Annotated in this window: 16 protein-coding genes; 4 read left to right on the top strand and 12 right to left on the bottom strand. The window is 65.9% G+C overall.

Annotated elements, in window-relative coordinates; all coding sequences use genetic code 11:
* Positions 1-21: 21 nt before the first annotated feature.
* The 8 genes from NWFMUON74_RS28145 to NWFMUON74_RS28110 all read right to left on the bottom strand — a co-directional run bounded on the left by NWFMUON74_RS28145 (position 22) and on the right by NWFMUON74_RS28110 (position 15,837).
* Complete coding sequence (locus tag NWFMUON74_RS28145) at positions 22-675, bottom strand: hypothetical protein (RefSeq protein WP_187684768.1); 654 nt, start codon at positions 673-675, stop codon at positions 22-24.
* Positions 662-6,889 (bottom strand): type I polyketide synthase, encoded by a 6,228-nt coding sequence (locus tag NWFMUON74_RS28140; RefSeq protein ID WP_269475296.1) that lies wholly within the window; start codon positions 6,887-6,889, stop codon positions 662-664. The genes NWFMUON74_RS28145 and NWFMUON74_RS28140 overlap by 14 nt, the downstream gene beginning before the upstream one ends.
* On the bottom strand, positions 6,882-7,931 hold the full coding sequence (locus NWFMUON74_RS28135; protein WP_187684766.1) for an isopenicillin N synthase family oxygenase: 1,050 nt from the start codon (positions 7,929-7,931) through the stop codon (positions 6,882-6,884). Before NWFMUON74_RS28135 ends, NWFMUON74_RS28140 begins: the two co-directional genes overlap by 8 nt.
* An 88-nt stretch (positions 7,932-8,019) precedes the next feature.
* Positions 8,020-9,069 (bottom strand): isopenicillin N synthase family oxygenase, encoded by a 1,050-nt coding sequence (locus NWFMUON74_RS28130; protein WP_187684765.1) that lies wholly within the window; start codon positions 9,067-9,069, stop codon positions 8,020-8,022.
* Positions 9,070-9,637: 568 nt separating this feature from the next.
* On the bottom strand, positions 9,638-10,639 hold the full coding sequence (locus NWFMUON74_RS28125; RefSeq protein ID WP_187684764.1) for an ABC transporter permease: 1,002 nt from the start codon (positions 10,637-10,639) through the stop codon (positions 9,638-9,640).
* A gap of 48 nt (positions 10,640-10,687) precedes the next feature.
* Complete coding sequence (locus NWFMUON74_RS28120; RefSeq protein WP_232110640.1) at positions 10,688-13,321, bottom strand: oligopeptide/dipeptide ABC transporter ATP-binding protein; 2,634 nt, start codon at positions 13,319-13,321, stop codon at positions 10,688-10,690.
* 116 nt (positions 13,322-13,437) lie between these two features.
* Positions 13,438-14,889: an ABC transporter substrate-binding protein gene (locus NWFMUON74_RS28115; protein WP_187684762.1), complete on the bottom strand. Its 1,452-nt coding sequence runs from the start codon at positions 14,887-14,889 to the stop codon at positions 13,438-13,440.
* A gap of 492 nt (positions 14,890-15,381) precedes the next feature.
* Complete coding sequence (locus NWFMUON74_RS28110) at positions 15,382-15,837, bottom strand: MarR family winged helix-turn-helix transcriptional regulator (RefSeq protein ID WP_187684761.1); 456 nt, start codon at positions 15,835-15,837, stop codon at positions 15,382-15,384.
* A 100-nt stretch (positions 15,838-15,937) separates the two neighbouring features.
* Here NWFMUON74_RS28110 and NWFMUON74_RS28105 point away from each other — a divergent pair, with 100 nt between their 5' ends.
* Positions 15,938-16,261, top strand: coding sequence for a rhodanese-like domain-containing protein (locus NWFMUON74_RS28105; RefSeq protein ID WP_187684760.1), 324 nt, complete (start codon positions 15,938-15,940; stop codon positions 16,259-16,261).
* Positions 16,262-16,358: 97 nt separating this feature from the next.
* On the opposite strand, the gene NWFMUON74_RS28100 is transcribed toward NWFMUON74_RS28105, so the two are convergent.
* On the bottom strand, positions 16,359-16,586 hold the full coding sequence (locus NWFMUON74_RS28100) for a PepSY domain-containing protein (RefSeq protein ID WP_187684759.1): 228 nt from the start codon (positions 16,584-16,586) through the stop codon (positions 16,359-16,361).
* Between the two features lie 342 nt (positions 16,587-16,928).
* Between NWFMUON74_RS28100 and NWFMUON74_RS28095 the strand changes: the two genes are divergently transcribed.
* Complete coding sequence (locus NWFMUON74_RS28095; protein ID WP_187684758.1) at positions 16,929-19,151, top strand: SulP family inorganic anion transporter; 2,223 nt, start codon at positions 16,929-16,931, stop codon at positions 19,149-19,151.
* Between the two features lie 504 nt (positions 19,152-19,655).
* Here the strand turns inward: NWFMUON74_RS28095 and NWFMUON74_RS28090 are convergent.
* Together NWFMUON74_RS28090 and NWFMUON74_RS28085 are read right to left on the bottom strand one after the other, a co-directional pair.
* Entirely contained in the window at positions 19,656-20,114 is a 459-nt protein-coding gene (locus tag NWFMUON74_RS28090) for a hypothetical protein (RefSeq protein ID WP_187684757.1), read from the bottom strand.
* Positions 20,115-20,228: 114 nt separating this feature from the next.
* Positions 20,229-20,474: a hypothetical protein gene (locus tag NWFMUON74_RS28085; protein ID WP_187684756.1), complete on the bottom strand. Its 246-nt coding sequence runs from the start codon at positions 20,472-20,474 to the stop codon at positions 20,229-20,231.
* On the opposite strand from NWFMUON74_RS28085, the gene NWFMUON74_RS28080 reads away from it, so the two are divergent.
* Positions 20,467-20,808, top strand: a complete 342-nt coding sequence (locus NWFMUON74_RS28080; RefSeq protein ID WP_187684755.1) for a hypothetical protein — start codon at positions 20,467-20,469, stop codon at positions 20,806-20,808. The two genes, NWFMUON74_RS28085 and NWFMUON74_RS28080, sit on opposite strands and share 8 nt — an antisense overlap.
* An 81-nt stretch (positions 20,809-20,889) precedes the next feature.
* Here the strand turns inward: NWFMUON74_RS28080 and NWFMUON74_RS28075 are convergent, their stop codons facing one another.
* Complete coding sequence (locus tag NWFMUON74_RS28075) at positions 20,890-21,078, bottom strand: hypothetical protein (protein ID WP_187684754.1); 189 nt, start codon at positions 21,076-21,078, stop codon at positions 20,890-20,892.
* Between the two features lie 197 nt (positions 21,079-21,275).
* Between NWFMUON74_RS28075 and NWFMUON74_RS28070 the strand changes: the two genes are divergently transcribed.
* Positions 21,276-25,004: an nSTAND1 domain-containing NTPase gene (locus NWFMUON74_RS28070; protein WP_187684753.1), complete on the top strand. Its 3,729-nt coding sequence runs from the start codon at positions 21,276-21,278 to the stop codon at positions 25,002-25,004.
* Positions 25,005-25,886 lie beyond the last annotated feature (882 nt).

The raw sequence follows: 25,886 nt of genomic DNA, 5'->3' as shown, positions 1-25,886 counted from the left end.
GTGCGGTCACCCACAGCTCGATCACAGGCGCCGGTGAATAACGGCCCCGTAGTCCAGGGACTGCGGGTGGGGAAAGTAATTGGGCTTGACCGAGACGATCGTCGTGAAGCCGTTCAGATAGTAGTAGCGCAGTTGCCGGTCCAGGGGAGTGCCGTCATCGTTCGTCGCGTGCACATATGTCGTGGGCGACCCGTCCGGATGGGCCTTGATCCATTCGCGCAGACCCGGGACGGTCGACCCGCCGTACAGATTCCGGTAACCCGATTCGGCCAGTTGCGGCAGGAAGGTGCGGAAGAGAGCTTCGGCCGCTCGCGCGCTGGTGCTGGTCAAACTCACGCCGAACAGGCAATCGGTGCTCCCGCGTGGGGGCAGCGGGGCGTAGGCACACGCCCGCCAGCTTTCCGCCTCGCGAATGGTTTCCAGCGTGACAGGTCGAGCGAACATGGACGCGAGTAGCCTGTCCTCGCCCTGCGCGAACGCCCCGGCGGCGAGTTCGGGTAGCTGATCTATTCGCTCGAAGAGTTCCTCCGCGGTGGCGGCCTGTTCGCGGTCCCATTTGGCGCGTTCCATCTCCACGACTCGGTCCAGGTCGGACAGCCGGAGATGTCGAACCTCGATGTCGTTTCCGCCGACGGTTCGGGTAGCGGCGTAGGAAATGTTTTCACCTGTTGGCATGGTCGAGAACCTCGTTGATGTAGACGGCGAGTCGAGTCGGCGTGGGGTGATCGAGAATGCCCGCGACCGTGAGCCGGACGCCGGTCGCGCTGCTGAGGCGGGTGCGCAGCTCCACATTGGACAGCGAGTCGAACCCGGCATCTCGGAACGTCCGGTCCGTCGCGAGGGCGTCGGGATCTCGGTGCCCCAGCACGAGAGCGGCATGAGTGCGAATCAAGGCGGTCAGCGCTTTGACGCGCTCGCTGGGTGACAGCCCCCGCAGTTCCGGTCGCGGGAGGTCTTGCGGGCCGGGACCGGACCCGTTGCCGGCCGGTGCGGGCGTGCGTTGCCGCGGCAGTTCGCCCAGCACCGCGGCGAACGGTGTGGCGGGGTCGGCGGGCGCCGGCGCCGTGGCGGCGAGCAGCGGCTCGTCCAGCTCCAGGGCCATGTCGAAGATGGCCAGAGCGTCGGCGGTGTCGAGCGGAGCGATACCGTGCCGGGCCAGTCGCGCCCGATCGGTGTCGTCGAGGTGTGAGGTGAGGGCACTGGATTGTCGCCACAATCCCCACGCGATGGATGTCGCGGGCAGACCGATGCTGTGCCGGTGGTGGGCCAGCGCATCGAGGAAGGCGTTCGCCGCCGCGTAGGACGCCTGCCCGGCCGTGCCGACCACATTGGCGATCGATGAGAACATCACGAATGCGCGCAGGTTCATCTCCGCCGTGAGCTCATGAAGATGTCGAGCGCCGAATGCCTTGGGCGACAACACCGCCTGGAGCCGATCGGGAGTCAGGTCGGTGAACAGACAGTCGTCCAAAATTCCCGCGGCATGAACGACGGCGCCGAGTGGATGGCGCGACGGGATACTCCGGATCACCGACGACAGCTCGGCGCGGTCGGAAACATCGCAGGCCGCCAAGGTGATCTCCGCGCCCGTTTCACGAAGTTCGTCTGCCAGTTTCCGGCCCTCGGGCGACCGATCGCCCTGACGACCGAGCAGGACGAGATGGCGGCAATCGTGCGCGGTGACGAGATGACGCGCGAGCAGCCGACCCAGACTGCCCGTGCCGCCGGTGATCAGAACGGTCTCTTCGGGATCGAGCGCGGCGGGCTGGGTCAGCACGAATTTGCCTGTGCTGTGCCCCTGACTGAGGTGTCGCAGTACGTCCCGCGCATGACCGATGCTCCAGGTTTGCACGGGCAGCGGGCTCAGCAGACCGTCGGCGAACATGCACCACAGATGGTCGAGGATGATCTCGACCCGGGACATCGGAAGTTCCGCGATATTGACGCTCTCGTAGCTGACTTCGGGATATCCGGCGGTGGCGGTAGCAGGATCTCTGAGGTCGGTCCGGCCCATCTCGAGGTAGATCCCGCCGGGCCGGAGCAGCCGCAGCGAAGCATCCACCGCCTCACCTGCCAGGCTGCCGAGGACGACATCGACGCCGGTGCCGTCGGTGACATCGGTGAACCGCTGCTCGAAGTCGAGGGTGCGGGAGTCGGCGATGCATTCGCGCGCGATCCCCATCGCCTCGACGATCCCCTGCTTGGAAAGGCTTGCGGTGGCGTAGATCTCCGCTCCGAGCATGGTGGCGATCTGGACGGCGGCCATGCCCACGCCTCCCGCCGCCGAGTGGATCAGCACCCGCGTGCCCGGTTGGACCTCGGCGAGCTCGACGAGCGCGTGGTAGGCCGTGAGGAAGACGATGGGCACGCCCGCCGCCTGGGCGTGGCTCCAGTGCGCGGGCACGGTGAACAGGGCACGCCGGTCGATGACCACGACGGGTCCATAGCCTCCAGGCCGCGCGCCGGCGTGGAGCACGACCGCGGCGACCCGTGTGCCGAGCGCTACGTCGGTGACCCGCGCGCCGACCTCCACCACCGTCCCGACCACCTCGAAACCGAGCGCGGCTTCGTCGAGCATGCCCAGCGCGACGAGCGGATCACGGAAGTTCACTCCGGTGGCGAGCACGCGGATGCGCACCTGGCCCGGCTCGAGCGGCACGGTGAGGTCGGGCGCCGGTGCGGTCATGAGACCGGCCAAGGTCTTGTCCCCGCCCGGTACCAGCCGCCAGGGCTGCTCGACGGCAGGGGGCCGGAGTAGGCCGTCGGACGCCGGAGCGAGCCGCGGGACGAACGCGCCGGACCCGCGCAGCGCGATCTGCGGATGGTCGGTGGCGATCGCGGCGATCAGCAACCGGCGCTCGAGCGGGCCGATGTCGAGATCGATCAATCGCAGCCGGCCCGGATTCTCGCTCAGGACCGAACGCATCATGCCCGCGCATGCCGCTCCGATCGTGTCCGGCGCGCCCTCGGCGAAGCTCGCGCTGTAGGCGCGGCGAGTGAGGCAGACGATGAGCGAATCTCGGAGCAGGTCGTCGGACAGCAGCATTCGCGCGTCGGCCAGCAGACGGGAAAGACGTTCGCGCAGGGCGATCCGGCCCGGCAACTCGCTCACGCGAGTAGGGCAACGAAGATCGAGTAGAACGACCTCCGGTACGCCTCGCCCGTTGCGCAGCGCGCGGGACAACGAACAGGCATCGGGGTGGACATCCGCCCCGGGAAGGTCGCGGTGCGAGCCGACAATCGCCCACCGTGCACCATCCGCTGCGCTGCGCGTGTCCAAATCCACCGGCTGCCAACGGATTCGGAACGCATGGCGGGCGGCGGTCGCGAGCATGCTGCGCAACCCGTGTTTGGTCACCGGACGCAGCAGCAGATCCCGGAAGTCCGCGACGGGGTTTCCGTCGCGATCGGTCGCCCGAACGTGGTAACGGTCCGGTCCGGCCGGGGTGATCGTGGCGCGCAGCTCGTCGGTCCGCCGCGGCAGTATTCGCGCGGATCCGATGGCGTACGGCAGGACGGTGTCCTGATCGGTTCCGGTCAGCAGTAGAGCGTGCAGGATCGAGTCGACCAGAGCCGGATGCACGGCGAAGCCCTCGGCGCGGGCGCGCTGTCGTTGCGCTGGACGGACTTCGACGTACAGCGTGGCGTCTGCGCTCCACGCGGCCGTCAGGTTCTGGAAGGCCGAACCGTAGCCATAGCCCCGGTCGCGCAGGGCGCGGTAGCAATCGTCCACGGAGATGCGGCGACTGTCTTGCGGGGGCCACGCCTGGCCCGTTGCGCCGGCTCCGGGCTCAGTGGCGGCGGCGTCGATGGTTGTGGTCGCCTCGCCATGGCAGCGCCACGGCCCTTTGTCCGTGTGCTCGCGGGAGTGCAGGGTTATCCGTCGGCTGCCGTCCTCGCCCGGCGGGGCGCACATCACCTGCAGGTCGACTGCGGTATCGGTCAGCGGGAGCGGAGAGGTCAGGACCAGATCCTGTACGCCGTTTCCGCCCGCCCGGCAAGCGCACCAGGCGAGAATCTCGACCGTCACGGTGGCCGGCACGATGATCCGGTCGAATACCTTGTGGTCCGCCAGCCACGCGTGCTCTGTGGGGTCGAGCCGGCCGAGGCATACCACGCTGCCATCGGCGAGGTCGGTGGTGGCGGTGATCAGCGGGTGGTCCGCGGGATCGAATGATCCGTCTCGCATCCTCCGTGAGGTGCCGGTCGTCGTGGGTAGCCAATAGGTCTGGCGCTGTAGCGAATACGTGGGCAGATCGACCTCGCGCGCACCGGGATACAGTGCCGCCCAATCCACATCGGCGCCCTGCGCGTGTGCGTCGGCCACGGCGGCGAGAAAGTCCGCCGCTCCGCCTCGGTCGCGGTGCAGTGTGCCGGTGACCCCGGCGTCGATGTCCACCGCGGCGGCGATTTCGGTGATGGCGCCGGTCAGTACGGGGTGTGGCGATACCTCGACGAACTGCCGGTATCCCGCGGTCAGCGCACAGCGGATCGCCTTGTCGAAATGAACTGTGCGGCGCAGGTTCTCGAACCAGTACGAGGCATCCAGGTCGGCCGGATCGAGCACCTCGCCGGTGGTCGAGGAGATGATGGGCAGCCGGGCCGCACGCGGTGTGATGCCCGCGAGGTCGGTGTGTATCCGAGCGCGCAGCGTCTCCATGTGTTCGCTGTGTGACGCGTAATCGACCGGCAGCAGGCGACTTTCGACACCGAGTTGTTCACAGTGCCGCAGAAACTCCGGCATCGCTTCCGCATCGCCCGCGACCACCGTGGCCGACGGCCCGTTGACCACCGCCACGTCGAGCCGGTCGGTCCACGGGCCCAGTAATTCTCGCGCGCGCTCGGCGGGCGCCACCACAGACGCCATGGCGCCCCGCCGGTCGACTGCCCGCAGCGCGGCGCTGCGCAGCGCCACCACCCGGGCGGCCTCGTCGAGTGTGAGGGCGCCGGCTACCTGAGCCGCGGCGATCTCGCCTTGACTGTGCCCGATGACGGCGGCGGGAGTGATTCCGAGACACTGCCACAACTCGGCCAGCGACACGTACATCGCGAACAGCAGCGGCTGGATCACCTCGGCCCGCTCGACCGGTGCGCTCCGTTCCCCGCGCAACACCTCCAGGATGTCGAAGGTCGAGTAGGGCCGCAGGGCCTCGGCGCAGCGTGCCATCGATCGAGCGAAAACCGGTGAGTCGGAAAGCAACCGGACGCCCATCCCGACCCACTGCGACCCCTGGCCGGGAAAGACGAAGACCGGACCCGGACCGTGCCGCACCTTCCCCACGGCAACACCGTCCGGGTCCGGTATCGCCGCCGCGGCGAAGGCGTCCAGCCGGGCCACCAATTCGTCTTTCCCGTCCCCGGTGACAACCGCTCGATACGTCAGCGCGCTGCGCGTGGTGCCCAGCGACCAGCTCAGATCCTCCGCGGTGAGGTCCCCGTGGCGCCGCATGTGCGCGGCCAGCGTGGCAGCCTGGGCGACGAGTGCCGACGGCGACGCCGCGTAGAGCGGCAACATCGAAATATGCTGCCGCACAGCGGGTTCGCGCCGAGGCGCGGGCCGATGCCGGACGGCGGCGGGTTCGGGCGCCTCTTCGATGATGACGTGGGCATTGGTGCCGGTGATCCCGTACGACAGGATGCCGGCGCGACGCGGCGCTGCGGTTCGTGGCCAGGAACGAGACCGATGTAGCAGCCGCATACCCCCCGCCGACCAGTCCACACCCCCGATCGGGTTCTCGACGTGCAGCGTGGCGGGCAATCGCTCGTGCTGTAGCGCCAGCACCATTTTGATCAGGCCCGCGAGTCCGGCCGCGGCCAGCGTGTGGCCGATGTTCGATTTCACCGAACCCACCCACAGGGGGTCGTCCGCCCGGTGGTGCTGTGCGTAGCTGGTCCGCAGCGTGGCGGCCTCGGTCGCGTCACCGAGCGGAGTGCCGGGGCCGTGTGCTTCGATCGCGTTGATGTGCTGGGGAAGCAAACCGGCGTCGCCGAGCGCGGCGGCGATCACGGCCTGCTGGGCACGCCCGTTCGGTGCCTGCAGAGTGGAACTCGCCCCGTCCTCGTTGACCGCGCTGCCGCGGATCACCGCCAGCACGGGCTTGCCGAGGGATTGAGCCTGTTCCAACGGCATCAGGACCAACGACGCGACGCCTTCCGCCGGCGCGAATCCGTTGCCGTCCGCGGAGAATCCGCGGGAGTAGCCGTCCACGGACAGCACCCGGTGCCGCGAGTATCGTGCCAGCATCGATGGATCGGAGATCGCGGTAGCACTGCCGACGATCGTCACATCGCACTCGCCGGACCGGAGTGCTCGAATCGCCAGATGCACGGCCACCAGGGCGGACGAGCAGGCCGTATCCACGGTGATGGCGGGGCCGTTGAGGCCCAGCGAATAGGCGATCCTGCCGGAGGTCGCGCTCAGCATCGTGCCCATCAGCAGATGCCGTTCCAGCCCCGGAATTCTCGAACCGGCCAGACCGTAATAGCTGTCGGTCGCCCCCACGTAGACGCCCGAGCGGACCTCGCTCAGCGAGCGCGGACTCAGGCGCGCCCGTTCCAGTGCCAGCCAAGAACTTTCCAGCAGCATCCGTTGTTGCGGATCCATCGTGGTGGCCTCACGCGGCCCGATCCCGAACAAACTCGCATCGAAGTCGCCGATGTTCGGCAGGAAGCCGCCTCGCTGGATATACGTGGATCCCTCGACGGCCGGGTCCTCGTTGTACACACTGCGAAGGTCCCAGCCACGTTCCGTGGGAAGACCGTAGGAGACATGTCGTCCCTCGGAAAGAATCTGCCAGTATCCATCCGGATCGTCGGCACCGGGGAAACGACAGTCCATGCCTACGATCGCTATCGATCCGTTCGGCCCGGAGTTTTCGTGGTCAGCCATCGTAGTCCACGTACTTGCCGGCCAGCTTCGCCATGAAGTCCTTGCCGCCGATGGGGTCGTATTTCGGCGTGCAGCCGGGCCAGACTTCGAGAACCGACGTCTCCCGGGGCAGCACGAGATAGGGGACGGAGATCCGGGACACCGCCCGGTCTTCGGGATTCCGGGGCGCGCACACACGATGCGAACAGGAACGGAAACGATCATTACTGACCATTTGCAGCCAGTCGCCGCTGTTCAGGATCAGGGATCCGGCGGGTGCGGTGACTCGGCTCCAGGTTCTGCGCTCGGGGTGATAAACCTGCAGCCCTTCGATGGGATTGCTCGGCAGTAGCGTGATCAGGCCGTAGTCTTCGTGGGTCATGAAGCGGCCCGTTTTTTCGGTGTCACGCGCTTCGCCCGTGAAGGCCGGGTAGTGGTTGATCCGCAGGACACCGTACGGCGGGGAAAGTTCCTCATCGTAGATCGACGGGTCGATGTGCAGATATTCGAGCATCGCTCGTACGAGCGGCAGGGTCAGCTGCTCGCATGCCTGCCAGTACGGCCGCAACGCGGTTTCGAACTTCTCGTCCGGCCAGTAGGTCAGGGCCTTGGCATAATCCTCGCCGGGCACGCGGAACGAATCGCGAAAGAATTCCCAGGCTTCCACGGCGTTCGGCCGTGTCGGTGTCCACTCCTGGACTGCGAAGTACCCACGGCGGAACGCCCCACTGTACACGTAATCGCGTGCCGCGAATGCGAGCTTCTGTTCTGCGGGCACAGAGGTGAACAGTTCCAGCGCGTACGCATCGGTGGCCTGTAGCGACTCGATGGTGATGCCATGGTTTGTCAGGATGGCGAGCCCGGTATCCGCCATGGCGCTACCGAGCGTATCGATGAAGCGTTTCCGCGCGGCCGCGTCTCCCGACAGATCGGACACGTCACAGATCGGCGCTTCGAAACTGTCGTCGAACACGTCTTCGGGGATTTCCTCGAGTGAGTAATCGAGGTCCTTGTCCACCACTCCGACCTTGCCGGGCGCTTTTTTGGAATTGCTGGAACCCACGTTGTTACCTCAGAACGAATCCGAGCCGTCGATGGACGACTGTCTATACGGCGTGGATCGGACGAGCAGTCCGAAACCTGGGGAGAAATTAGCGAGCCGCCCACCGGGCGGCCAGCCGCGTCATGAAATCACGTCCATTGATCGGCTGATATCTCGGCTCGAAGCCCGGCAGTACTTCTACCATCGACGTTTCGTGTGGATGGACGACATACGGGATGGTGAGGCGGGGCACGGCCCACTGGGCGGGGTCGCGAGGCACGCTGACGCGATGCGTACAGGAATGGAATCGGTCATTGCTGATCATTTTCAGCCAGTCACCGCTGTTCAGGACGAATGACCCGGCCGGCGCCTCGACCCAGCTCCACGTCTTGTGCCGCGGGTGGTAGAGCTGCAGTCCCTCCACCGGGGTGGCCGGCAGCAGAGTGATCAGACCGTAGTCCTCGTGGGCGATGACGCGGCTCTTCTGCCCGGCATCGACCACGGCGTCATCGATCGGCGGGTAATGATTGAATCGCAGCGTGCTGTTCGGCGGAGAAAGTTCTTCGTCGTACAACGTGGGCTCGACTCCCAGATACCGGAACATCGCGTGCACGAGAGGAAGTACGATCCGCTCACAAGCTTGCCAATAGGGGCGCAGCGCTACTTCGAAACGCTCGTCCGGCCAGAAGGTGAGAGCCTTTGCCGGGTCTTCGCCCGGAATGCGGAAAGCCGCTTTGTCGAGTTCCCACGCTTCGACCGAATTCGGCAGTGATTCCGTACTCTCCTGGATCGGGATGTACCCCATGATCAGCGGCTCGCCGAACGTGCAGTCGGACGCGACGTACCTCATCTTCTGCTCGAGGGGTACCGTCGTGAACATCTGCAATGCCGCGTCAGCAGCCGCGGGTAGCGTCGTTTCGGCGCCATGGTTGATCAAGATGGCGAGCCCGACGTCCTCCATGGCCCGGCCGAGGCGATCGATGAAACGACGTTGCGCTGCCGTATCGCCGTCGAGGTCCGCCATGTCGCAGACTACTGGCTCGAAACTGTCGTCGAATACATCATCGGGACTTTCGACGAGCGAATACTCGAGATTGTCGAGGTCGTTCTCTACTACCGCGACCTCTGAGCGGTCGGTATAAGATTCGTTGGCAGTCACGCCGGCCCCCTACGAGATTCCGATCAAGCGTCCGGGCGGTGATCCGCGCGATGGCCGAATTGACTGAGCTGGATCACGTGATAGGGAAGATCTATATACAAGGTTGCCCCAGCGGCTCGCACCGTGTCAATAGCCTCGGTAAAAGCTATCCGCTGTCACGGAGATGTCATTCCGATGGCTACGAATAGGCAATCCGACCAGAGGGTCTGTGGAGGTGGTCGGCAGTAATACCGAGTTCTCGCAATTCGCACGCCGAGGAACGCGATCGGCACCCTGGATCTCGATGTCGATTCCTGAGGCAAAACTATTACGATGACGCGCTTCTCGAGGCGTCACCATTCAGGTATCGGTCTGTGTCTGCAGCGCCGAACAACTCCGCGCAATCCATCAGCGGCGCTCCACGTAGATCCCTACGTCCGCCTCGGAAGGCAGCTGATGGTTACTCGGATGTTGTCAGCTCGAACATGGGGGACGATTCCCCTTCCCGTATGCGATCACAACGGGCTCGCTGCGAGCTATGTTACCCGGATGCCATGAAATTCGCGGCCGATCGAGTGCCGGAGACGCGCTATCGGTCGCCTGTGGTCCGGGGATCGGCAAGGGCTTGGCCGAGGTCGACGAGGAAGTTCGTCACAACATAGATCGCGCCGAGGGTCACCGTTATCCCGGCGATGGCGGTGTAATCGCTGACCTTGATCGCTTGTGCGGTGTACAGGCCGATACCCGGCCACGCGAAGATCAGTTCCAGCAGAATGTCGGCGCCGAACAGGGCGGCGACCTGCATACCCGCGATCGACAGCGTCGAGTTCACCGAATTGCGCAACGCATGCCTGGCCAGTACGCGCCACTCGCTCATGCCTTTCGCGCGGGCAGTCCGAACGAAGTCCGAGCGCAGCGTGTGCTGCAGGCTGCTACGGAGCGCCCGGCCGATGGCGATCGCGGGCACCAGGGACAGGCACACGACGGGAAGAATCAGATGTTCGACGGCATCGATGAATACGCGTGGCCGTCCGGCGAGCAGTGCGTCGACGAGCAGGAACCCGGTCGGCCCGGTGGGCGCGTCACTGAAGGAGCTGCGGCCGCGAGCGGGCAGAATGCCGAATTCCTTGAAGAACAGCAGGATACCGAGCAATGCCGCGAGGAATATCGGCACCGATGACCCGCCGATCAGCAGGAGCCGAAGCGCGCCCGAACCGGGCCACCGCAGTGCTGACGCCACCCCGAGCAGCAAGCCGAGCAAGACCGCCAGCACGAATCCGCAGACGATCAATTCCGCTGTGGCGGGAAGGAACTCGGCGATATCGGAGCTGACCGGCCGACGGGTCACGGCGGATTGGCCGAAGTCTCCGGTGGCCGCCTGCCCGACGTAGTCGACATACTGCACCGGCAGCGGCCGATCGAGGCCGAGGTCGTGCCGTGCCCGCTCGACGACCTCGGCGGACGCCCGGTCGCCGACGAAGGCCCGCGCCGGCTCGACCGGCGAGACTTGCCGGAGCACGAACACCACGGCAACGAGCGCGAGTAGCACGAGGATGGTCGCGCCGCCGCGCCGGGCGATGACTTTGAGCATTCGAAGCTTCTCCCTTGCGGTGGCAGGAAGTGGCGAACCCGGCGGCCGTCAGCGATCGGTCAGGCGGTCGCGGAGGCTGTCACCGGCGAGGTTCGCGATCACGGCGAGCACGAAGAGCCCGATGGCGGGCATGATCGACACCCACCAGAATTCGAGCAGGTAGGGCAGGCCCCGCGCGCACATGGCGCCCAGTTCGGGAGCCGGCGCGGGAGCGCCGAGCCCGACGAAGGAAAGGCCCGACAACGTCAGGATCAGGGCGCCGACGTCGAGACTGGCCGCGATGATCGTCGGCGGCCACGCCCCGGGCAACAGGTGCAGCCAGGCGAGTTCGAATCGACCGGCACCGGATACGCGCGCGGCGTCGATATGTGGCAGCGATCGGAGCCGGGTCACCTCGCCCCGCACAACTCGTGCGTACAGCGGCCACCAGACGAGTGCCACCGCCGACAACGTATGCCCATACGACGGCCCTATCGCGGTGACGACGGCGATGGCGAGCAACGTCGCGGGCAGGGCGATGAAGATATCGGTGATACGCATCAGAATCCGGTCGACGATCCCGCCGAGGCTGCCCGCGACGAGCCCCACGATGCCGCCGATGACGATTCCGGAGCAGATCACGCAGAGGGCGCCCCACCAGCTGGAGCGCATGCCGATCAGAACGCGGCTCAGGATGTCGCGACCGACCTCGTCGGTGCCGAACCAATGTGCCGCTCCCGGCGGTGATGTCGGGCGCCCGACCGGGAGACCGGGGTCGTAGGGGACGAGCCACGGCGCGCCGAGCATGACGGCGATCAGCGTCGCCAGCAAGCACAACATGACCACCTCACCCGGTTTCGCGCGTCGCCGCCTGGCTACCGCCGCGCCCGCCGATCCGCTGACCGCGCCATTGCTCGTGACGGCCGCCGACGGCGGACCATGCGTCGCTGCCGTCGCTGCCGTCGCTGCCGTCGCTGCCGTCGCTGCCGTCGCTGCCGTCGCTGCGTCGCGTCGCTGTGCCGGGGCACTCCCGCGAGCGGGCACCGCGGCGACCAATGCCTTGCTGTAAGGGTGCGACGGCTCCCGAGCCACCTGGTCCGCGGCGCCGATCTCGACGATCTCGCCGCGATACATCACGGCGACGCGGTCGGCGATGAAACGCGCCGCGGCCAGATCATGGGTGACGAAGACGACCGTCAACCCGAACTCGCGCCGCAGCGACTGAATCATGTTGAGCGTCAACGCCGCCAGCGGCGCGTCCAACGCCGAGGTCGGCTCGTCGCACAGCAACACCGAGGGGACCACGATCGTCGCCCGCGCGAACGCGACGCGTTGGCGCTGGCCCGTCGACAAGGCGTCGGCACGCAGGTCGGCGACCGCCGCCGGGAGCCCCACCCGTTCGAGCGCCGCGACCACCCGGGCCCGGCGACCGGCCCGGCCGAGCGTCCGCGGCAGCCGTTCGCCGACCTGTCGGCCGATGGTCAGCCACGGTGTCAGCGACGCGCTCACGTCCTGGAAGATCATCTGTGTCGACGATCCGGACACCTCGATCACACCGCTGTCGGGTTTCTCCAGCCCCGCTATCATCCGCAGCAGTGTCGATTTTCCGGACCCGGACTCGCCCACCACCGCGACGGCCTCGCCCGCTTCCACCTGCAGGTTGAGGTTGCGCAGCACCGTGACCTCGCGCCCGGCCGGACCGTTGCGCCTGCCGAAGCCCTTGCCGAGTTCCAGACATCGGACGGCGGGCCGCGAACGGGCAGGGACGTTCCACGGCGCGAAAGCCTTTGTCGGCCCGTGCACGTGGGTTCGGTCGACCTCGGCCGGAAGGATGCACGCCGCGTCACCGGAGTGGGTGGCAGCCGGTGCGAGGGCGATCGACGACTTCTCGCAGTCGTCGATGCGAAGCGAGCAACGGGGAGCGAACGGACAGCCCGGGGGAGGGTCGCGGGGATCCGGCGGCAAGCCGGCCAGCGCCGGTATGCGGTGGTCGCGCGGCAGGTCGAGATCGAGCCGCGAAGCCAGCAGCCCGGCCGTGTAGGGATGTGCGGGCACGGTGATGACGTCGTTCCTGGCGCCGATCTCGATCAGGCGTCCCCCGTACATGACCGCGACCCGATCGGCGACCTCCGCGGCGACGCCGACGTCGTGGGTGATCAGTAGCACCGAGCAGCCGAGCTCGGCCCGCAGATCGGACAGCAGCGCCAGGATCTGCGCCTGCACCGTGACATCCAGCGCCGTGGTCGGCTCGTCGGCGATGATCAGGTCCGGCTCCGCGGCGATCGCGATCGCGATCATGACCCGTTGCCGCAATCCCGCGGACAGCTCGTGGGGGTAGGACCGCAACCTGCGCCGGGCTTGCGGCACGCCGGCCAGCTCGAGCAGCCGGACCGCCGCCGCCGTCGAACCGGCGACCTCACGGATCTGGTCGCCGATTCGCATCGTCGGATTCAGCGACGTCATCGGATTCTGAAACACCGCCCCCAGGTGGGCGCGACGAATTCTGCGTCGCTCGGCGGGCGAGGCCGAGACCATGTCGACACCGCACACCTCGGCCCGTCCGGTGATCGCGGCAGGTGGGTCGCCCACCGGCAGTCCGAGCAGACTCATCGCCAATACGCTCTTGCCGGAGCCGGATTCGCCCAGCAGCGCGACGATCTCTCCGGCGGCGACATCGATGCTCGCGCCGCGAACCGCATGCACCGCAGCGCCTCGGCCGCGAAACGTCACATGAAGGTCGCGCACCCGTGCACGCGGCGCGCGTGTGGCCTGCGGCCGGTCGTGTTCATCCGTGCTGGCTGCGGCGCTCGGTGCGTGCTTCATGGTGTCGTCACCCTCCGGAGCAGGTTGATGGGCACCATCCCGGTGCCGAGCAGCGTGTGCACGACTTGGCCGAGGTCGGAGTTGGTCGCGATGGCGTCCTTGATGTCGCAGAGGTTGATGACCCAGGCCTGATCCATCACGATCTCCGCGCCTTCGACCCAATGTTTCTGGGCGTCCTTCTTGCTGAGTGATCGCTTACCGGCGTCCATGACCGCGTCGAGACGGCTGTTCGAATAGTTGAACCAGTTGATCGGTGACACCCCCGTGCGGAAGAAGATCCGCAGTGTGGTGTCGGCGTCGAGCGCGTCGCCGCCGGAGCCGTGCAGCAGCATGTGCGGCTGCTGCTCCACGGGCGCCGAATGTAGTGCGAACACCTGCGAGGTGGGCATGGCCCGCACCGTGACAGCCAGTCCCAGTGCCGCCAACTGCGTGTGGAGTAACTCGGCGACACGGGCATCGGTCGCACCGCCCGCCTCGTCGTAGGCGAGGTCGATCTTCTTCTCCTTGTCCGGGAGCTTCGCGATCAGCGCCCTCAGCTCGGATGCGTCGTGGTCGGGCAGGTCCGGTGCGGCGCCGGCCGGTAATACGCCGGCCGGGTAGAACTGGGTGGATCGTGCGGCCGTCGAGCCGTAGGCCGGCTCGACGAGAGCGGGAACGTCTACCGCCGAGCGCATCGCCTGGCGGAACTCGGTGCGGGAGAACGCGCCCTTCTTCCAGTTCAGGAAGATCGAGGTCTTGAACGCCGTCGGGTGTTCGGTCACGGTCACCTTCGGGTTCGTCCGCATCGCGTCGATCGCGGAGATCGGCAGACCTTTGGCGATGACGTCCAGCTGTCCCTGCTCGAGTAGCAGGCGTTGCGTCGTGATGTCCGGGATGATCTCGATACGCAGTGTGGTGAATTCCGGGTTCGTGCCCCAGTAGCCGTCCCAAGCGGTCAGCGTGTAATGGCTGCTCGGCACGAACTCCGTGATCCGGTAGGGTCCGGTTCCCGCGTCGTGTGTACTCAGCCAGCCCTGCGCCAGATCATCGTTCACGCTGTGGGCCCGGACCGCGGTCGGGCTGACCGCCTTGGGCCCCCACGGGCAGGCGAGGTAGTCCAGGAACGGCTCGACCGGTTGGCCGAGTTCGATCACGAGAGTGGCGTCGTCTGGCGCGGACATCGAGACCACGTCGGCGATCAGATAGGCCGGTGCTTGGTCGACCGCGGTACGCCGTTGAAAACTCGCGATCATCGTGGCCGCCGTCATCGGCGTGCCGTCGTGGAAGGTGACACCGGCGCGCAGCTTGAACGTGTAGGTGCGGCCGTCGTCGCTGACCGTCCACGATTCGGCCAGCCCGGGCCCGATTTCGGGCGAATCGGGTCGGTAGGCGACCAGGCCCTCGTAGACGCTCAGGGTGACCTGCAGGCCCTCTCCCTCGTAGAAGACGTCCGGATCGGGCACCTGCATGTTCGCCAGGAACCCGAATCGTATTGTGTCGCCGCGGATTCCGGCCCCACCACGGCCCGCCGAACACGCCGTTCCCAACCCCGATATCCCGAAAGCTCCCAGAGCGACGAGCGCACCGGCCCTCAGAAGCGTTCGTCGATCCGCTGTGTACCCCATGACAACCCCCAAACCTTCGCGGGCACGGCGTCGAGTACTACCGACATCACGAGCAACATCTGATTCGTTGGGAGGCTCCGCCGACTACCTACGCGGCAACCCGATACATGATCTGAATCTCAGTGTCACACAAACATCCGGCTCGGGATGCCGAAATCGCGCGGACCACAACCGGATGTCCGGTTTCGGGGGCGGGGGTGGAAAGGCAAGAGCACCGGCGGGTTTCGGTGTCCGAGGTGAATGTCGCTGCCGCCGTGGCCTTTCGAACGCGCCGGGGGGCCATGGGCGCCGAGTTGGGGGCGCCGAGTTGGGGGCGCCGAGTTGGGGCGCGGTAGCTCAGCCGGGCGTGGCCGGATCGGGTAGGTCGGCTCGGCCCAGTACCTTCCGCAGGGTCGCGGCCAGTGTGTTCAGGTCGTCGACGGACACTGCGGCGAAGCGTTCCTCGATGCCGGACAGGTAGTGCGGAGCGGCTTCGCGCAGCCGACGCCTGCCTGAATCGGTAATGCTCACGAAGGCCGAGCGGCCGTCGTCCGGGTTGGATTCCCGGCGCACCAGACCCTGGGTCTCCAACTCCGTGATCAGCCGGCTCACCCGCGTTCGGCTCAGCACCACTCGCTCACCCAGGTCGCTCATCCGAAGGCGTTGTGGCGCATCCAGTTCCAGCAGGACGTCATACCAGCTCAGCGGTAGCCCGGTGGCGCGGCGCAGGGCGGCGTCGAGTTCGGGCACCAGTCTGGCGTGCACGTGGAGCAGCGCCGCCCAGGCGGTGACCGCTGGGTGAGTTCGGTTCACGGGAGTCGGCACTCCTCGACCATAACCAATTGCGTGCGCGCGCACATATGTAGTAGCGTGCACACGCACATAAATGCACGCTCGAGAGAGGCACTACGTCATGACCGCACTGATTACTCGCGAGGAACTCGCCAAGGAAATCGAAGCCGGATCGGTCACCGTGCTCGACGCGCTCGGTGCCGAGTACTACGCCAAGGCACACCTGCCCGGCGCGTTGAACCTGGTCGAAGCCGACGTGGAAACCACAGCACCGCAGCTGCTTCCGGACAAGTCGGCAGCAATCGTCACCTACTGCTCGAACGCGTCGTGCGCCAACAGTCAGCAGGTGGCCACCAAGCTGGAGGCCCTCGGCTATACCAACGTGCGCAAGTATCGCGACGGCATCCAGGACTGGACGGCCGCCGGGCTGCCGATCGAGAGCTGACCCGTTCCGGCCCGGGCAGTTCTCGGCCATGGTCTCGGTCGGTCACAGGTGGGACGACACCCGCCACACCTGGGATGACGAACCGTGAGCCCGAGCGTCAGCGGCTGCCGGAGCCGATGATGTCGCCGTCGTGCGGGTCGACGGTGTAGGTGACGTCGCTGTGGTCGCCGCGCACCAGGTCGACTTTCCAGACGACGGCGCCGGTGTCGTCGGTGTCTATTTCCAGTTCGTCGAATTCCGCGGTGGGTTCGCTGGCCCGTTGCGTCGACGCGGCGAGGGCGTTGGCGACCGCGGTCGACTTCGCGGCGGCTACCGCACTGGTCACCGGTGAGTTGCCGCTGCCTCCGTACCCCCCGGTCGGGTCCGGCAAACGTTCCGCTGACGTCGCCGGGAATCGCTGCGGCAGAGTGAGTGGGTGACGCATTCCGTCGAATGTCTCCTCTGCCGGGATAAGTTGTAAACATTACAAGATCATTTCTGGGCGTTGGCTCGGCGAAATGTGCTGCCCTTTGCTAAAGAACCTTTTCTCGGACTTTGAGGGTTCTTTACTATCTACGGTGCACGTCCTTTCCGGGGGGCCGCCGGACATCGATGTCCCGCAGCGGCTTCGATGCCTGGAGAACATGTTCGACCCGACCGGTCCGATCGGTTCCGGTCAAGGAGAGATATGTCCGTCGACACCGACACCCCGCCCCGTTCGGGTCGCTCGTCGCAGAGTTCCTGGTCCGTTCGTCTGTCGTCCATCGCGCGCCACGATTTCCCCGCTTCGATCGTGGTGTTCCTCGTTGCCCTACCGTTGTCACTGGGCATCGCCATCGCCTCGGACGCGCCCGTCGCCGCCGGTCTGATCACCGCGGCGGTGGGCGGAATCGTTGTCGGCATCCTGGGTGGTTCGCCGTTGCAGGTGAGTGGCCCGGCCGCCGGCCTGACCGTGGTCGTTGCCGAGACCATTCATCAATTCGGTTGGAAGACAACCTGTTTCATCACCGTCGCGGCCGGATTGCTGCAGATCATGTTCGGGTTGAGCCGAATCGCGCGGGTCGCGCTGGCGATCGCGCCGGTGGTGGTGCACGCCATGCTCGCGGGTATCGGTGTCACCATCGCACTGCAGCAGGTACACGTGCTGCTGGGCGGCACGTCGCGCAGTTCGGCTTTCGCGAACGTCACCGGGTTGCCGAGTCAGCTGCTCGATCTGCACGTCGTCGATCTCACCGTCGGCGTGATCGTGATCGGCATCATCGTCGCCTGGCGATGGGTGCCGGAGAAGGCGCGCCTGATTCCCGGTCCGCTGGTGGCGGTGGTGGTGGGCACGGTGCTGTCGCTGGTCCTGCCGGGTGATCCGGAGCGGATCAAGATCGACGGCTCGCTGTTCGACGCCATCGGTCTGCCCGGCCTGCCCAGCGGTGACTGGGGCGGCGTCGCGGTGGCGGTGCTGACGATCGCGCTGATCGCCAGCGTGGAGAGCCTGCTGTGCGCCGTGGCCGTCGACAAGATGCACACGGGTGAGCGCACCAACTTCGATCGCGAGCTGATGGCACAGGGCGCGGCGAACATGACCTCCGGCATGCTCGGCGGCTTGCCGGTCACGGGTGTCATCGTGCGCAGCTCCACCAACGTGGCGGCGGGAGCCAAAACCAAAGCCTCGGCGTTCCTGCACGGTGTCTGGATCCTGGTGTTCTCCATCGCGCTGGTCGGCGTCGTGCAGCAGATCCCGAAATCGGCGCTGGCCGGACTGCTGGTCGTGATCGGCGTTCAATTGGTGAAACTGGCGCACATTCGCCTCGCTCGCCGCACCGGCGACCTGCTGGTCTATGTCGTGACGATCGCGTGCGTGGTCTTCCTGAACCTGCTCGAGGGCGTGCTGATCGGCCTGGCGCTGGCGTTCGCGCTGCTGCTGTGGCGGGTGGTGAAGGTGTCGGTCCAGGCCGCACCGGCGGACGGCACCGGGCGGTGGATCGTCGGCATCGAGGGGACCTGCACATTCCTGGCCCTGCCGAAGCTGTCCAAGGCGTTCGGCAAAGTCCCCACCGGCACCTACGTGCTGGTCGAACTGACCATCGACTTCCTCGACCACGCCGCGTACGAGGCCATCCACGACTGGGCGCGGCAGCACGAGGAGACCGGCGGCACAGTGGAATTCGTGGAGATCGGTACCGCCCGGATGGCGCACGCGCTGAGCGGGCCGCCGCAGCGCGGCCGCACGCGCGGGCTGTTGGACGAACTGCTGGGCCCGTGGCCTGAACGCAACCACGACCCGGTCGCGGCCGGTGTGGCCGCGTACCATCGCAGTCACGCGCATGTGGTGCGGCCGCATCTGGGCGAGCTGCGCGACAAGCAGGATCCGCATTCATTGTTCCTCACCTGCGCGGATTCCCGGATCGTGCCCAACGTGATCACCAACAGCGGTCCGGGCGATCTGTTCACCGTCCGCAATGTGGGCAACCTCGTCCCGGCCGACGGCTCCGATACCTCGATGGAAGCGGCGCTCGCCTTCGCGGTGGACAATCTGCAGGTCCGCAACGTCGTCGTCTGCGGTCACTCCTCGTGCGGCGCAATGAAAGCGCTGCTCGCCGACACCTCCGCCGGGCCGGGCCTGGACACCTGGCTCGCGCACGGCCGGTCGAGCTTGGAAGCCTATCGCGCCGGTCATCCGGTGCGGGTCGCCGCCGCGGCGGCGGGCTACGACGAGACCGCCCAGCTGAGCATGGTGAACGTGGCTGTGCAGGTGCAAATCTTGCAGGCGCACACGGTGATTCGCCGAGCCACCGCCGAACGCGGACTCACAGTGACGGGCCTGTTCTTCGACATCGGCTCCGCCCGTGTCCTGGAGATCACCGCCGACTCCATCAGTGAGATCACCGACCAGACCGTCGAATCGATCGTCGACTAGCAGAGCGCCGAATCGCAACCCGGCTGCGTCAAAGGGAGATCACCTGTGACTTCCCCGATGGTCAGCCCCATACGGGCTCGAATCGCTCCAGAACACCGGCCTTGCGCACAACTAGCGATACGTCCGCGTGGCGGACAAGCTCCATGAAGCCTTCTGCGGAAAAGTCGTCGCGCCGCCGGCGACCATTCCTCGAACACCTGGCACAGCACGGCGGCGTTCTTCGTCGAGAGTGGGTCCATGCGCATGTGGGCTCGTTGGCGGCTGCAAGTTTGCGTCAGGGATCAGTCCGCTATCAAGGTCGAAAATGTTGCTGTCGTGATGCGAGAGCTTCCTTCCAGTCGAGTCCTCGTCCCCGGGGGGCGAACCACTCTCTCTCCCCGGGACGCACCCGAGCCCGAGGCAGATACTGAAACCTGGTCTCGGGCTGGCATTTCGGCGGAATGTTCGACCTGCACGGAGTGTCAGTTCTGTCGTGGACTCGTGCTTCGTGCAGGTCAGTAGCCCTCAGTACCGGGCGTCGAACCACCATCTGCCGTACGCGGGGTAACAGTCCCGAATGACGCGTAGGGTCTTGTACCCACGCTCCTGCTGCATCTGGTTGTACGAATCGGCACCGCGGACGCAGTCCTCTTTGGTCGGATACGAGGCATACGGCCCTTCATCCGCATTGGCGGTGCCTCCTCCCGCGATCAATGCACCCACTGCGGCTGCTGCCGACAACAGCACTGCAATTCGTTTCGTCATGTTCGTTCCTTCAGCGGTTGCCGCATCTAGAGGGTGAAGTACCAGTCGCCGTAGTCGTCCTGGTAGCAGATGCCGGTGTTCATTATCCCGTCGTTGTCCGACGCATTCCTCCACGTTTCCGAAGGGCCCGTAGGTGTCCGCGGACGCCTGGCCGGCGACGCCGACACTGCTGAGGATGGAGGCCACCGTTGCCGCGATGATGATGCGGTTCATGGTCATTGGTTTGGTCCTTGCTCGTGGCCGCCCGTGCGGGCAGTGCGTATCACCGGTGAAAGATCAGAAGATGTAGCTTCTCCGGGTGCCGCGGAGGGCGCTGCCGAGCGGAATGTTCGGCTAGGCCGGGCCGTCGACATACCAGTTCCCGTCACCGGTCCGGGAGCAGGTGTAGAAGCCCGTGAACTCGGTCTCGCCGTCTTCCCCGGTATGCGTTCCCGACTGAATAGCCTTGCGCGCCGATTCGCACGCGGCGGCGTCAGGGAAGGGACCGTAGAAGTCCGCGTGTGCGGTACTGGCCGGACCGAGGGCAAGGGCCGAAGCCGTGACGGCCATCAGGGTCATTCGGGTCCATGGCATGTTCATCGTGGTTCCTTTCGAAGGTGGTATCGAGTTGGTGTTCGGAGGGTCGATTCCGATCCGGCTGCGGGGCATAGAATCTGTTGGAGTTCAGTTCGGTTCACAGCCGATGTCGGTGACGGTGCCGGGCGTGCAGGGTGGCAGCGGTACCACCGAGCCGGTCGAGATCGAGTCGGCAATGATGTGGGCGATCTGGCTGAAGGGATCGGCTGGCGCCGCCGCAGCGGGGCCAGCGAGCGCGGTTACCGCTGCAGCGGCGAGCAGCGCGGTCACAGTGAGGCTTGGGGTTCTGTGCATGTTGACTCCGTCGGTGTGTGGGACGGCGCGGTTCAGCATTTGAACCGGACCGCGACGGCCCGAGGGTGGGACTGCGGGAGGTCAGGGCTGCGCCGAGCGACCGCACCCCGCAGTAGCTAGGTGGTCAGCGGACTTCTTTGCCGTTGACGCGGATCTCCTTGGTCTTGTTGCCGTCGCGGAAGGCAACCTTGGTGGGTTCGCCGAACGTATTGGTTTCGGTCACGGTGCCCTTGCTGCCGGCACGGACGGAGTCACGGACGACGCCGCCGAGATCCTTCTTGGCGACGACGTCATCGCCCTTCTTATAACCCATTTCGGGTCTCCTTCTGATTGAGTGGAATGGTGAACAACCCAGGGGCCAGTTCTTTCCGACCGAGAGGTGGGCGGTTTGTGTTGTTCGGGTTCAACTAGACCTCGAGTCGGATCATCTGTTTGCCCGTGGGCGGTGGCTCGACCGGTCCTGATCTGCGGTAATGGCTTGGTTTTTGAGACCCGAGTCGGGTTGGAACGGTGGGGATCGTGATGTCGGGCAGCCCGATGGCCGGTCGATCGGAGTGGGGCCGTCGGTTCGCGCGGCTGTATCAGCAGGCGGGGTCACCGACGGTGACGGAGATCGTGTCGACGACCAGATTGACCAACATCGAGACGATCCGGGGCTGGCTTCCGGGTCCGAACAACCCGGATCCGCGGGTGCCTCGTTCGTGGAGCGAGTCGCTCGAGGTGGTGCTGCAGGATCTTGCCGATCGTGCTGCTCGCGCGGCCGAGCGCGAGGGCAGATCGTTTGGCCGTCAGCCGATGGCGAACTGGCGACGCTGGCGGGAGAAGGCCGCCGCCGAGCAGAAGGCTCGAGACGCTCGAACGACCTCACCATTTCGTGGGTTGGCGTCCTATGGTCCCGAGCACGCCGAGGAGTTCTTCGGCCGTGAAGATCTGGCACAGGACCTGGCACAACGAATCTCGGCAGGCTTTGCCGGTTCGGGCCCTCGCCTCGTGGTCGTCGTGGGTGTTTCGGGCTCAGGCAAATCGTCGCTGGTGGGTGCCGGATTGGCTCCCTTGATCAGTGAAGGCGTCAAGGTAGAGGTCTTTACGCCCGGAAGTAACCCGCTCGAGGCGCTCTCGGACGCGGTGCGGCACTTGGCGGGGTCCGAGGCGGGACAGGTTCTGGTCGCTGACCAATGCGAAGAGGTCTGGACTCTGCACGGTACCGAACCTGTCGAGGATGCCGAGCCTGACAGTTCTGGGCGGCCGGTGGTGGCTCCGGCGTTCTTCGAGCAGTTGCAGAGTGTGGCGGACCGACCTGAAACCGTGATCGTGGTGGTCATCCGTGCGGATTTCTACGGATCCGCGTTGAACCACGAGTTTCTGGCGGCCGGGCTGGGGGCGCCGGTCAATGTCGGAGCAATGACTCGGGAACAGGTGCGCCGAGCCATCGTCGGGCCTGCGGCCCTGTGTGGCGTGACCGCCGATGAAGACCTGGTCGAGCTGATCCTGACCGAGTTGGCAGTCAGCGGTGGCGACGGCGCGCATGATCCTGGCGCGCTACCTCACCTTTCCCATGCCCTGCAGGAGGCGTGGAAGGAACGTGCCCCCGGTGGAAAACGGCTGACCGTCGCGCATTACCGAAAGTCACGCGGCATCAGCGGGTCTATCGCCAAGCTGGCGAACAGCGTGTACGAGAGTTTGGATTCCGACGGACAGCGCGCAATCGAGCGCGTGCTGATCAGATCGGTGACAGGCGAAAAGATCTGGGCTCGTCGGCCGGTCGCACGGCGCGAACTCGAATGGAAAGATATTCCGCCGCACGTGGTCGATGCAGTGGTGGACAAGTTCATTCACGAGCGCCTACTCACTGCGGATCAGTCCGGAATCCAGATCACTCATGAAGCACTGCTCCGTTCCTGGCCACTCCTACGAAAATGGATCGCCGACAGCCACGAAGATCGAGCAGTGCGTCATCGGTACGCGGTCGATGCTCTGCACTGGGAGGCCGAGGGGAAGAAGGTCGATGGTCTGCTATCGGCGGGCAGGACTGAGGACTTCGCGAAGTGGGCCAGCGAGCAGCACGACGAGCTGAGCATCCTCGAGCGCGAGTTCCTCGATGCCAGCGTGACCCATCATGGCGAACTCGCCGAGTTCGAGGCGCGACGACTCCAGCGGGAAAAGCAGCGTAGTGAGCGACTGCGCAAAGCCGTTGTCGCATTGACGCTGGTCGGGGCCGTAATGGTCGGGACCGCAGTGTTTGCGGTGCGTGCCGAACAAGACCAAACCGCCCAATACCGGATTTCCCACGCTCACGAACAAGCCGCGACGTCGTACACGGTGCGTTCGGGCGCGCCCGAAGTTGGTGGTCTACTTGCCGCAAACGCCGAGCGCGGGTACTCCGACTTCCAGACACGCAGCGCCCTGCTCAGTACCCAAGATGACATGTTCGCGGGGCGGATACCGGGAAACGGCAGCCCCAATGTCGAGCTCGCCTTCGACCGCGCCGGAGTTCGGATGGTGGTCGCCGCGCAAGACGGAACGAACACAAAGATCACCCTGTACGACACCGCCACGTGGACCCCTCGCGTTTCGACCTCCGTCGTGGGCAAACCCTATGCGGTGTCATTGGACCCGACCGGCCGTCGCATCGCCGTCAACGCCGGCCGCAGAATCTCGGTATTCGACGTCGAGACCGATCAGTGGACAGTGCTGCCGGGCAGCTTCAACGACGGTGCGGCAACTCTGCGATACAACCCTGTCACTGCAGTCCTGGCCACCGTCGACGCGGCCGGAATGCCTGCGTTGTGGGACGCGGAGGGTCTGAATCCGCTCCCCCTACCAGCTGGGACGATCACGAAGGTGCAATCGGTCGCGTTCAGTCGCGACGGGCAAACCATGGCTCTGGCCGACAGCGGCATCGTCCAAATCCATCGGGGCGGCAAACCATCCCGCACGATCCGTGAGTCAGTCAACGAGCTGCGAGCCATCGCCTTGGATCAGCATGGCCGACGACTCGTGTTGGCGGATCACAATGGCACCGTGCGTTGGTGGGACCTCGACACCGGCGACGAAACCGGCCGATTCGTCGCTCTCGATACCGCTGCGCGCAGCATCGATTTCGGTGCCGACAACCTCGTGATCGCCCTGACTCAGGAAAACCATTCGGTACGTCTGCTCGACACTGCCACAGACGATAATTCCCTCGCTGTCCTCGTCGGCCACACCGACATGGTGACCAGCTTGGCGTTCAGTCCCGACTACTCGACGCTTGCCACCACGGGTGTCGATGGCACCATCGCCCTGTGGCGCATCGACCCCACTCTGATGCGACACCACAGGTGGGCCGACGCCACCGCACTCGCCTACACCGTCGACGGCACCATTCTCGCGGCGGCGGCCCGCGACGGCACAGTCACGACCTATGACACCGCGACCGGAGAACCCGTGAACTCCGCGCCCGGCTGCGCGGAAGCCTCCACCGGCACGGCCGACGCCGTCGCGGTCAGCACTGACGCTCGCTACGCCGTCCTCAGCTGCAACGGCCGGCCCGGTCACGTCCGGATCTCAGATCTGGCCAACCACCGCAACCTCGGCGTCGACATCCCTGTGGCCAGATTCCCTCCCGCGCTGGCGTTGAGTCCGGACAACACGCTGTTGGCGACCGGTAACTACCTGAACCATCTCGAACTGTGGGGGCTCGGAACGCGTGCGGTGCTACCCACTTCCCCCACCGTGAGCATTCCCATCGCCAGTACGATCCGAGCTCTGGCGTTCAGCCCCGATGGAAAATACCTCGCCTACGCCGCCGACAACGGAACAGTCGCGGTCTACCCCGCTGCTGACCTACGGCCGGGAGTCGACAAACCAGCGGCGCAGGTACTTTCCGTTCTCAACACATCGGGAACGTCCGACAGGCGACCCGGCAGCGCGGGATTCACCTACCGCACCATCACATTCAGTGCCGACAGCGCCGGTATCGCAGTCAGCGGCGATGATGGCTCGATCCGCATCTGGCAGCGCACTTCCACCGGTTTCGAGCCTGCTCTCATTCTCACCTCGCGCCCGGCCAACGTACATGCGTTGGCATTCAGCACCGATCCGAACAGTCCCGCGATCATTACCGCGAACCGAGAGGGAAGCCGCCGCCGATGGACCCTCGATACCGACGACGTGACACACGACGTGTGCACTGCCGCCACCGGTGCGATCGACGAGCTGACTGACCTCGGGTCCCTCCTCGACGACTGGAAATGCTGAAGCGAGCGGCAATTTCGAGCGTGAGGGCGGAGCGTCAACCGACCAAGATGTCGTCCCGACTCGGCTCAGAACAGTTGTTGGTTCTGCCGGTGCCCAGGAGCTTTACCCGAAGTGCTAGTTCCCATTGCGTCGAAGGTCAGAGGCTCGCCCAGACCCGACAGACGGCGTAGGCGAGCGCCAGGGAGGCCGGACCGGCAGGGGCCGGTATTCGGGTAGCCGGTATTCCGGCCCGCCGGGCTGGTAGCGGTCAACGGCTGTGGTCGCCGAGTGCGCAGCGCCGTCGCCGAGGCCACTACATTCTGCCCGAGACCGCGAGGTCCGGCGATGCACTGCACACACGAGGACGCACCGGAGGACCGAAGAATTCCGCATCGCTTCCGCGGGGTCGTCTCCTCTCGCTCTGTGTGTGGATGTCAGATATTGGGCGCCAAGACGGAACCGTTTGCGGTGACCGTGCGTCGAACCAGATAGCGGGCAACATTCTCGACGAGCTCGCCAGTCATGAAGGGCCCGGCGGCACCTGCTGCCGGCGGGAGATCGGGAGAGGGACACAATGCGTCGGAAAGCTTCGGCACTGGCATCGTTTGCGGTGGTTGCCGCATTCGGGGGGCTCTGCGCCATCAACGCGGGGCCGGCCGCTGCCGGCCCGATCAACACGTACAACTCGAAGGCGGCGTGTCAAGCGCAGGCCAACAGGCTGAACTCCCAGGGGCGAGATCCGCAGTCGACGACGCCGGGTCATTCCTTCTACTGCAAGGAGATCCGTAACCCGAGGACGAAGACGTCCACGTGGGGACTGTACGACGACACACACTGGCCGTGATCCAGCGTTGTGGGCCGCCAACAACACCTGGGTACCGCCATCTATGGCTGGAATCACAA

It is taken from the genome of Nocardia wallacei (genome assembly GCF_014466955.1).
Classification (GTDB): Bacteria; Actinomycetota; Actinomycetes; order Mycobacteriales; family Mycobacteriaceae; genus Nocardia; species Nocardia wallacei.
The sequence above is the reverse complement of the archived record's forward strand: the minus strand, read 5'-3'. Positions and strand labels throughout refer to the sequence as shown.

Bases quoted from the DNA above. Each gene is read 5' to 3' on its own strand.
- NWFMUON74_RS28125 (WP_187684764.1), bottom strand. From the start codon at position 10,639: ATGCTCAAAGTCATCGCCCGGCGCGGCGGCGCGACCATCCTCGTGCTA.
- NWFMUON74_RS28140 (WP_269475296.1), bottom strand. From the start codon at position 6,889: ATGGCTGACCACGAAAACTCCGGGCCGAACGGATCGATAGCGATCGTA.
- NWFMUON74_RS28095 (WP_187684758.1), top strand. From the start codon at position 16,929: ATGTCCGTCGACACCGACACCCCGCCCCGTTCGGGTCGCTCGTCGCAG.
- NWFMUON74_RS28145 (WP_187684768.1), bottom strand. From the start codon at position 675: ATGCCAACAGGTGAAAACATTTCCTACGCCGCTACCCGAACCGTCGGC.
- NWFMUON74_RS28075 (WP_187684754.1), bottom strand. From the start codon at position 21,078: ATGGGTTATAAGAAGGGCGATGACGTCGTCGCCAAGAAGGATCTCGGC.
- NWFMUON74_RS28085 (WP_187684756.1), bottom strand. From the start codon at position 20,474: ATGAACATGCCATGGACCCGAATGACCCTGATGGCCGTCACGGCTTCG.
- NWFMUON74_RS28105 (WP_187684760.1), top strand. From the start codon at position 15,938: ATGACCGCACTGATTACTCGCGAGGAACTCGCCAAGGAAATCGAAGCC.
- NWFMUON74_RS28080 (WP_187684755.1), top strand. From the start codon at position 20,467: ATGTTCATCGTGGTTCCTTTCGAAGGTGGTATCGAGTTGGTGTTCGGA.
- NWFMUON74_RS28115 (WP_187684762.1), bottom strand. From the start codon at position 14,889: ATGCAGGTGCCCGATCCGGACGTCTTCTACGAGGGAGAGGGCCTGCAG.
- NWFMUON74_RS28090 (WP_187684757.1), bottom strand. From the start codon at position 20,114: ATGACCATGAACCGCATCATCATCGCGGCAACGGTGGCCTCCATCCTC.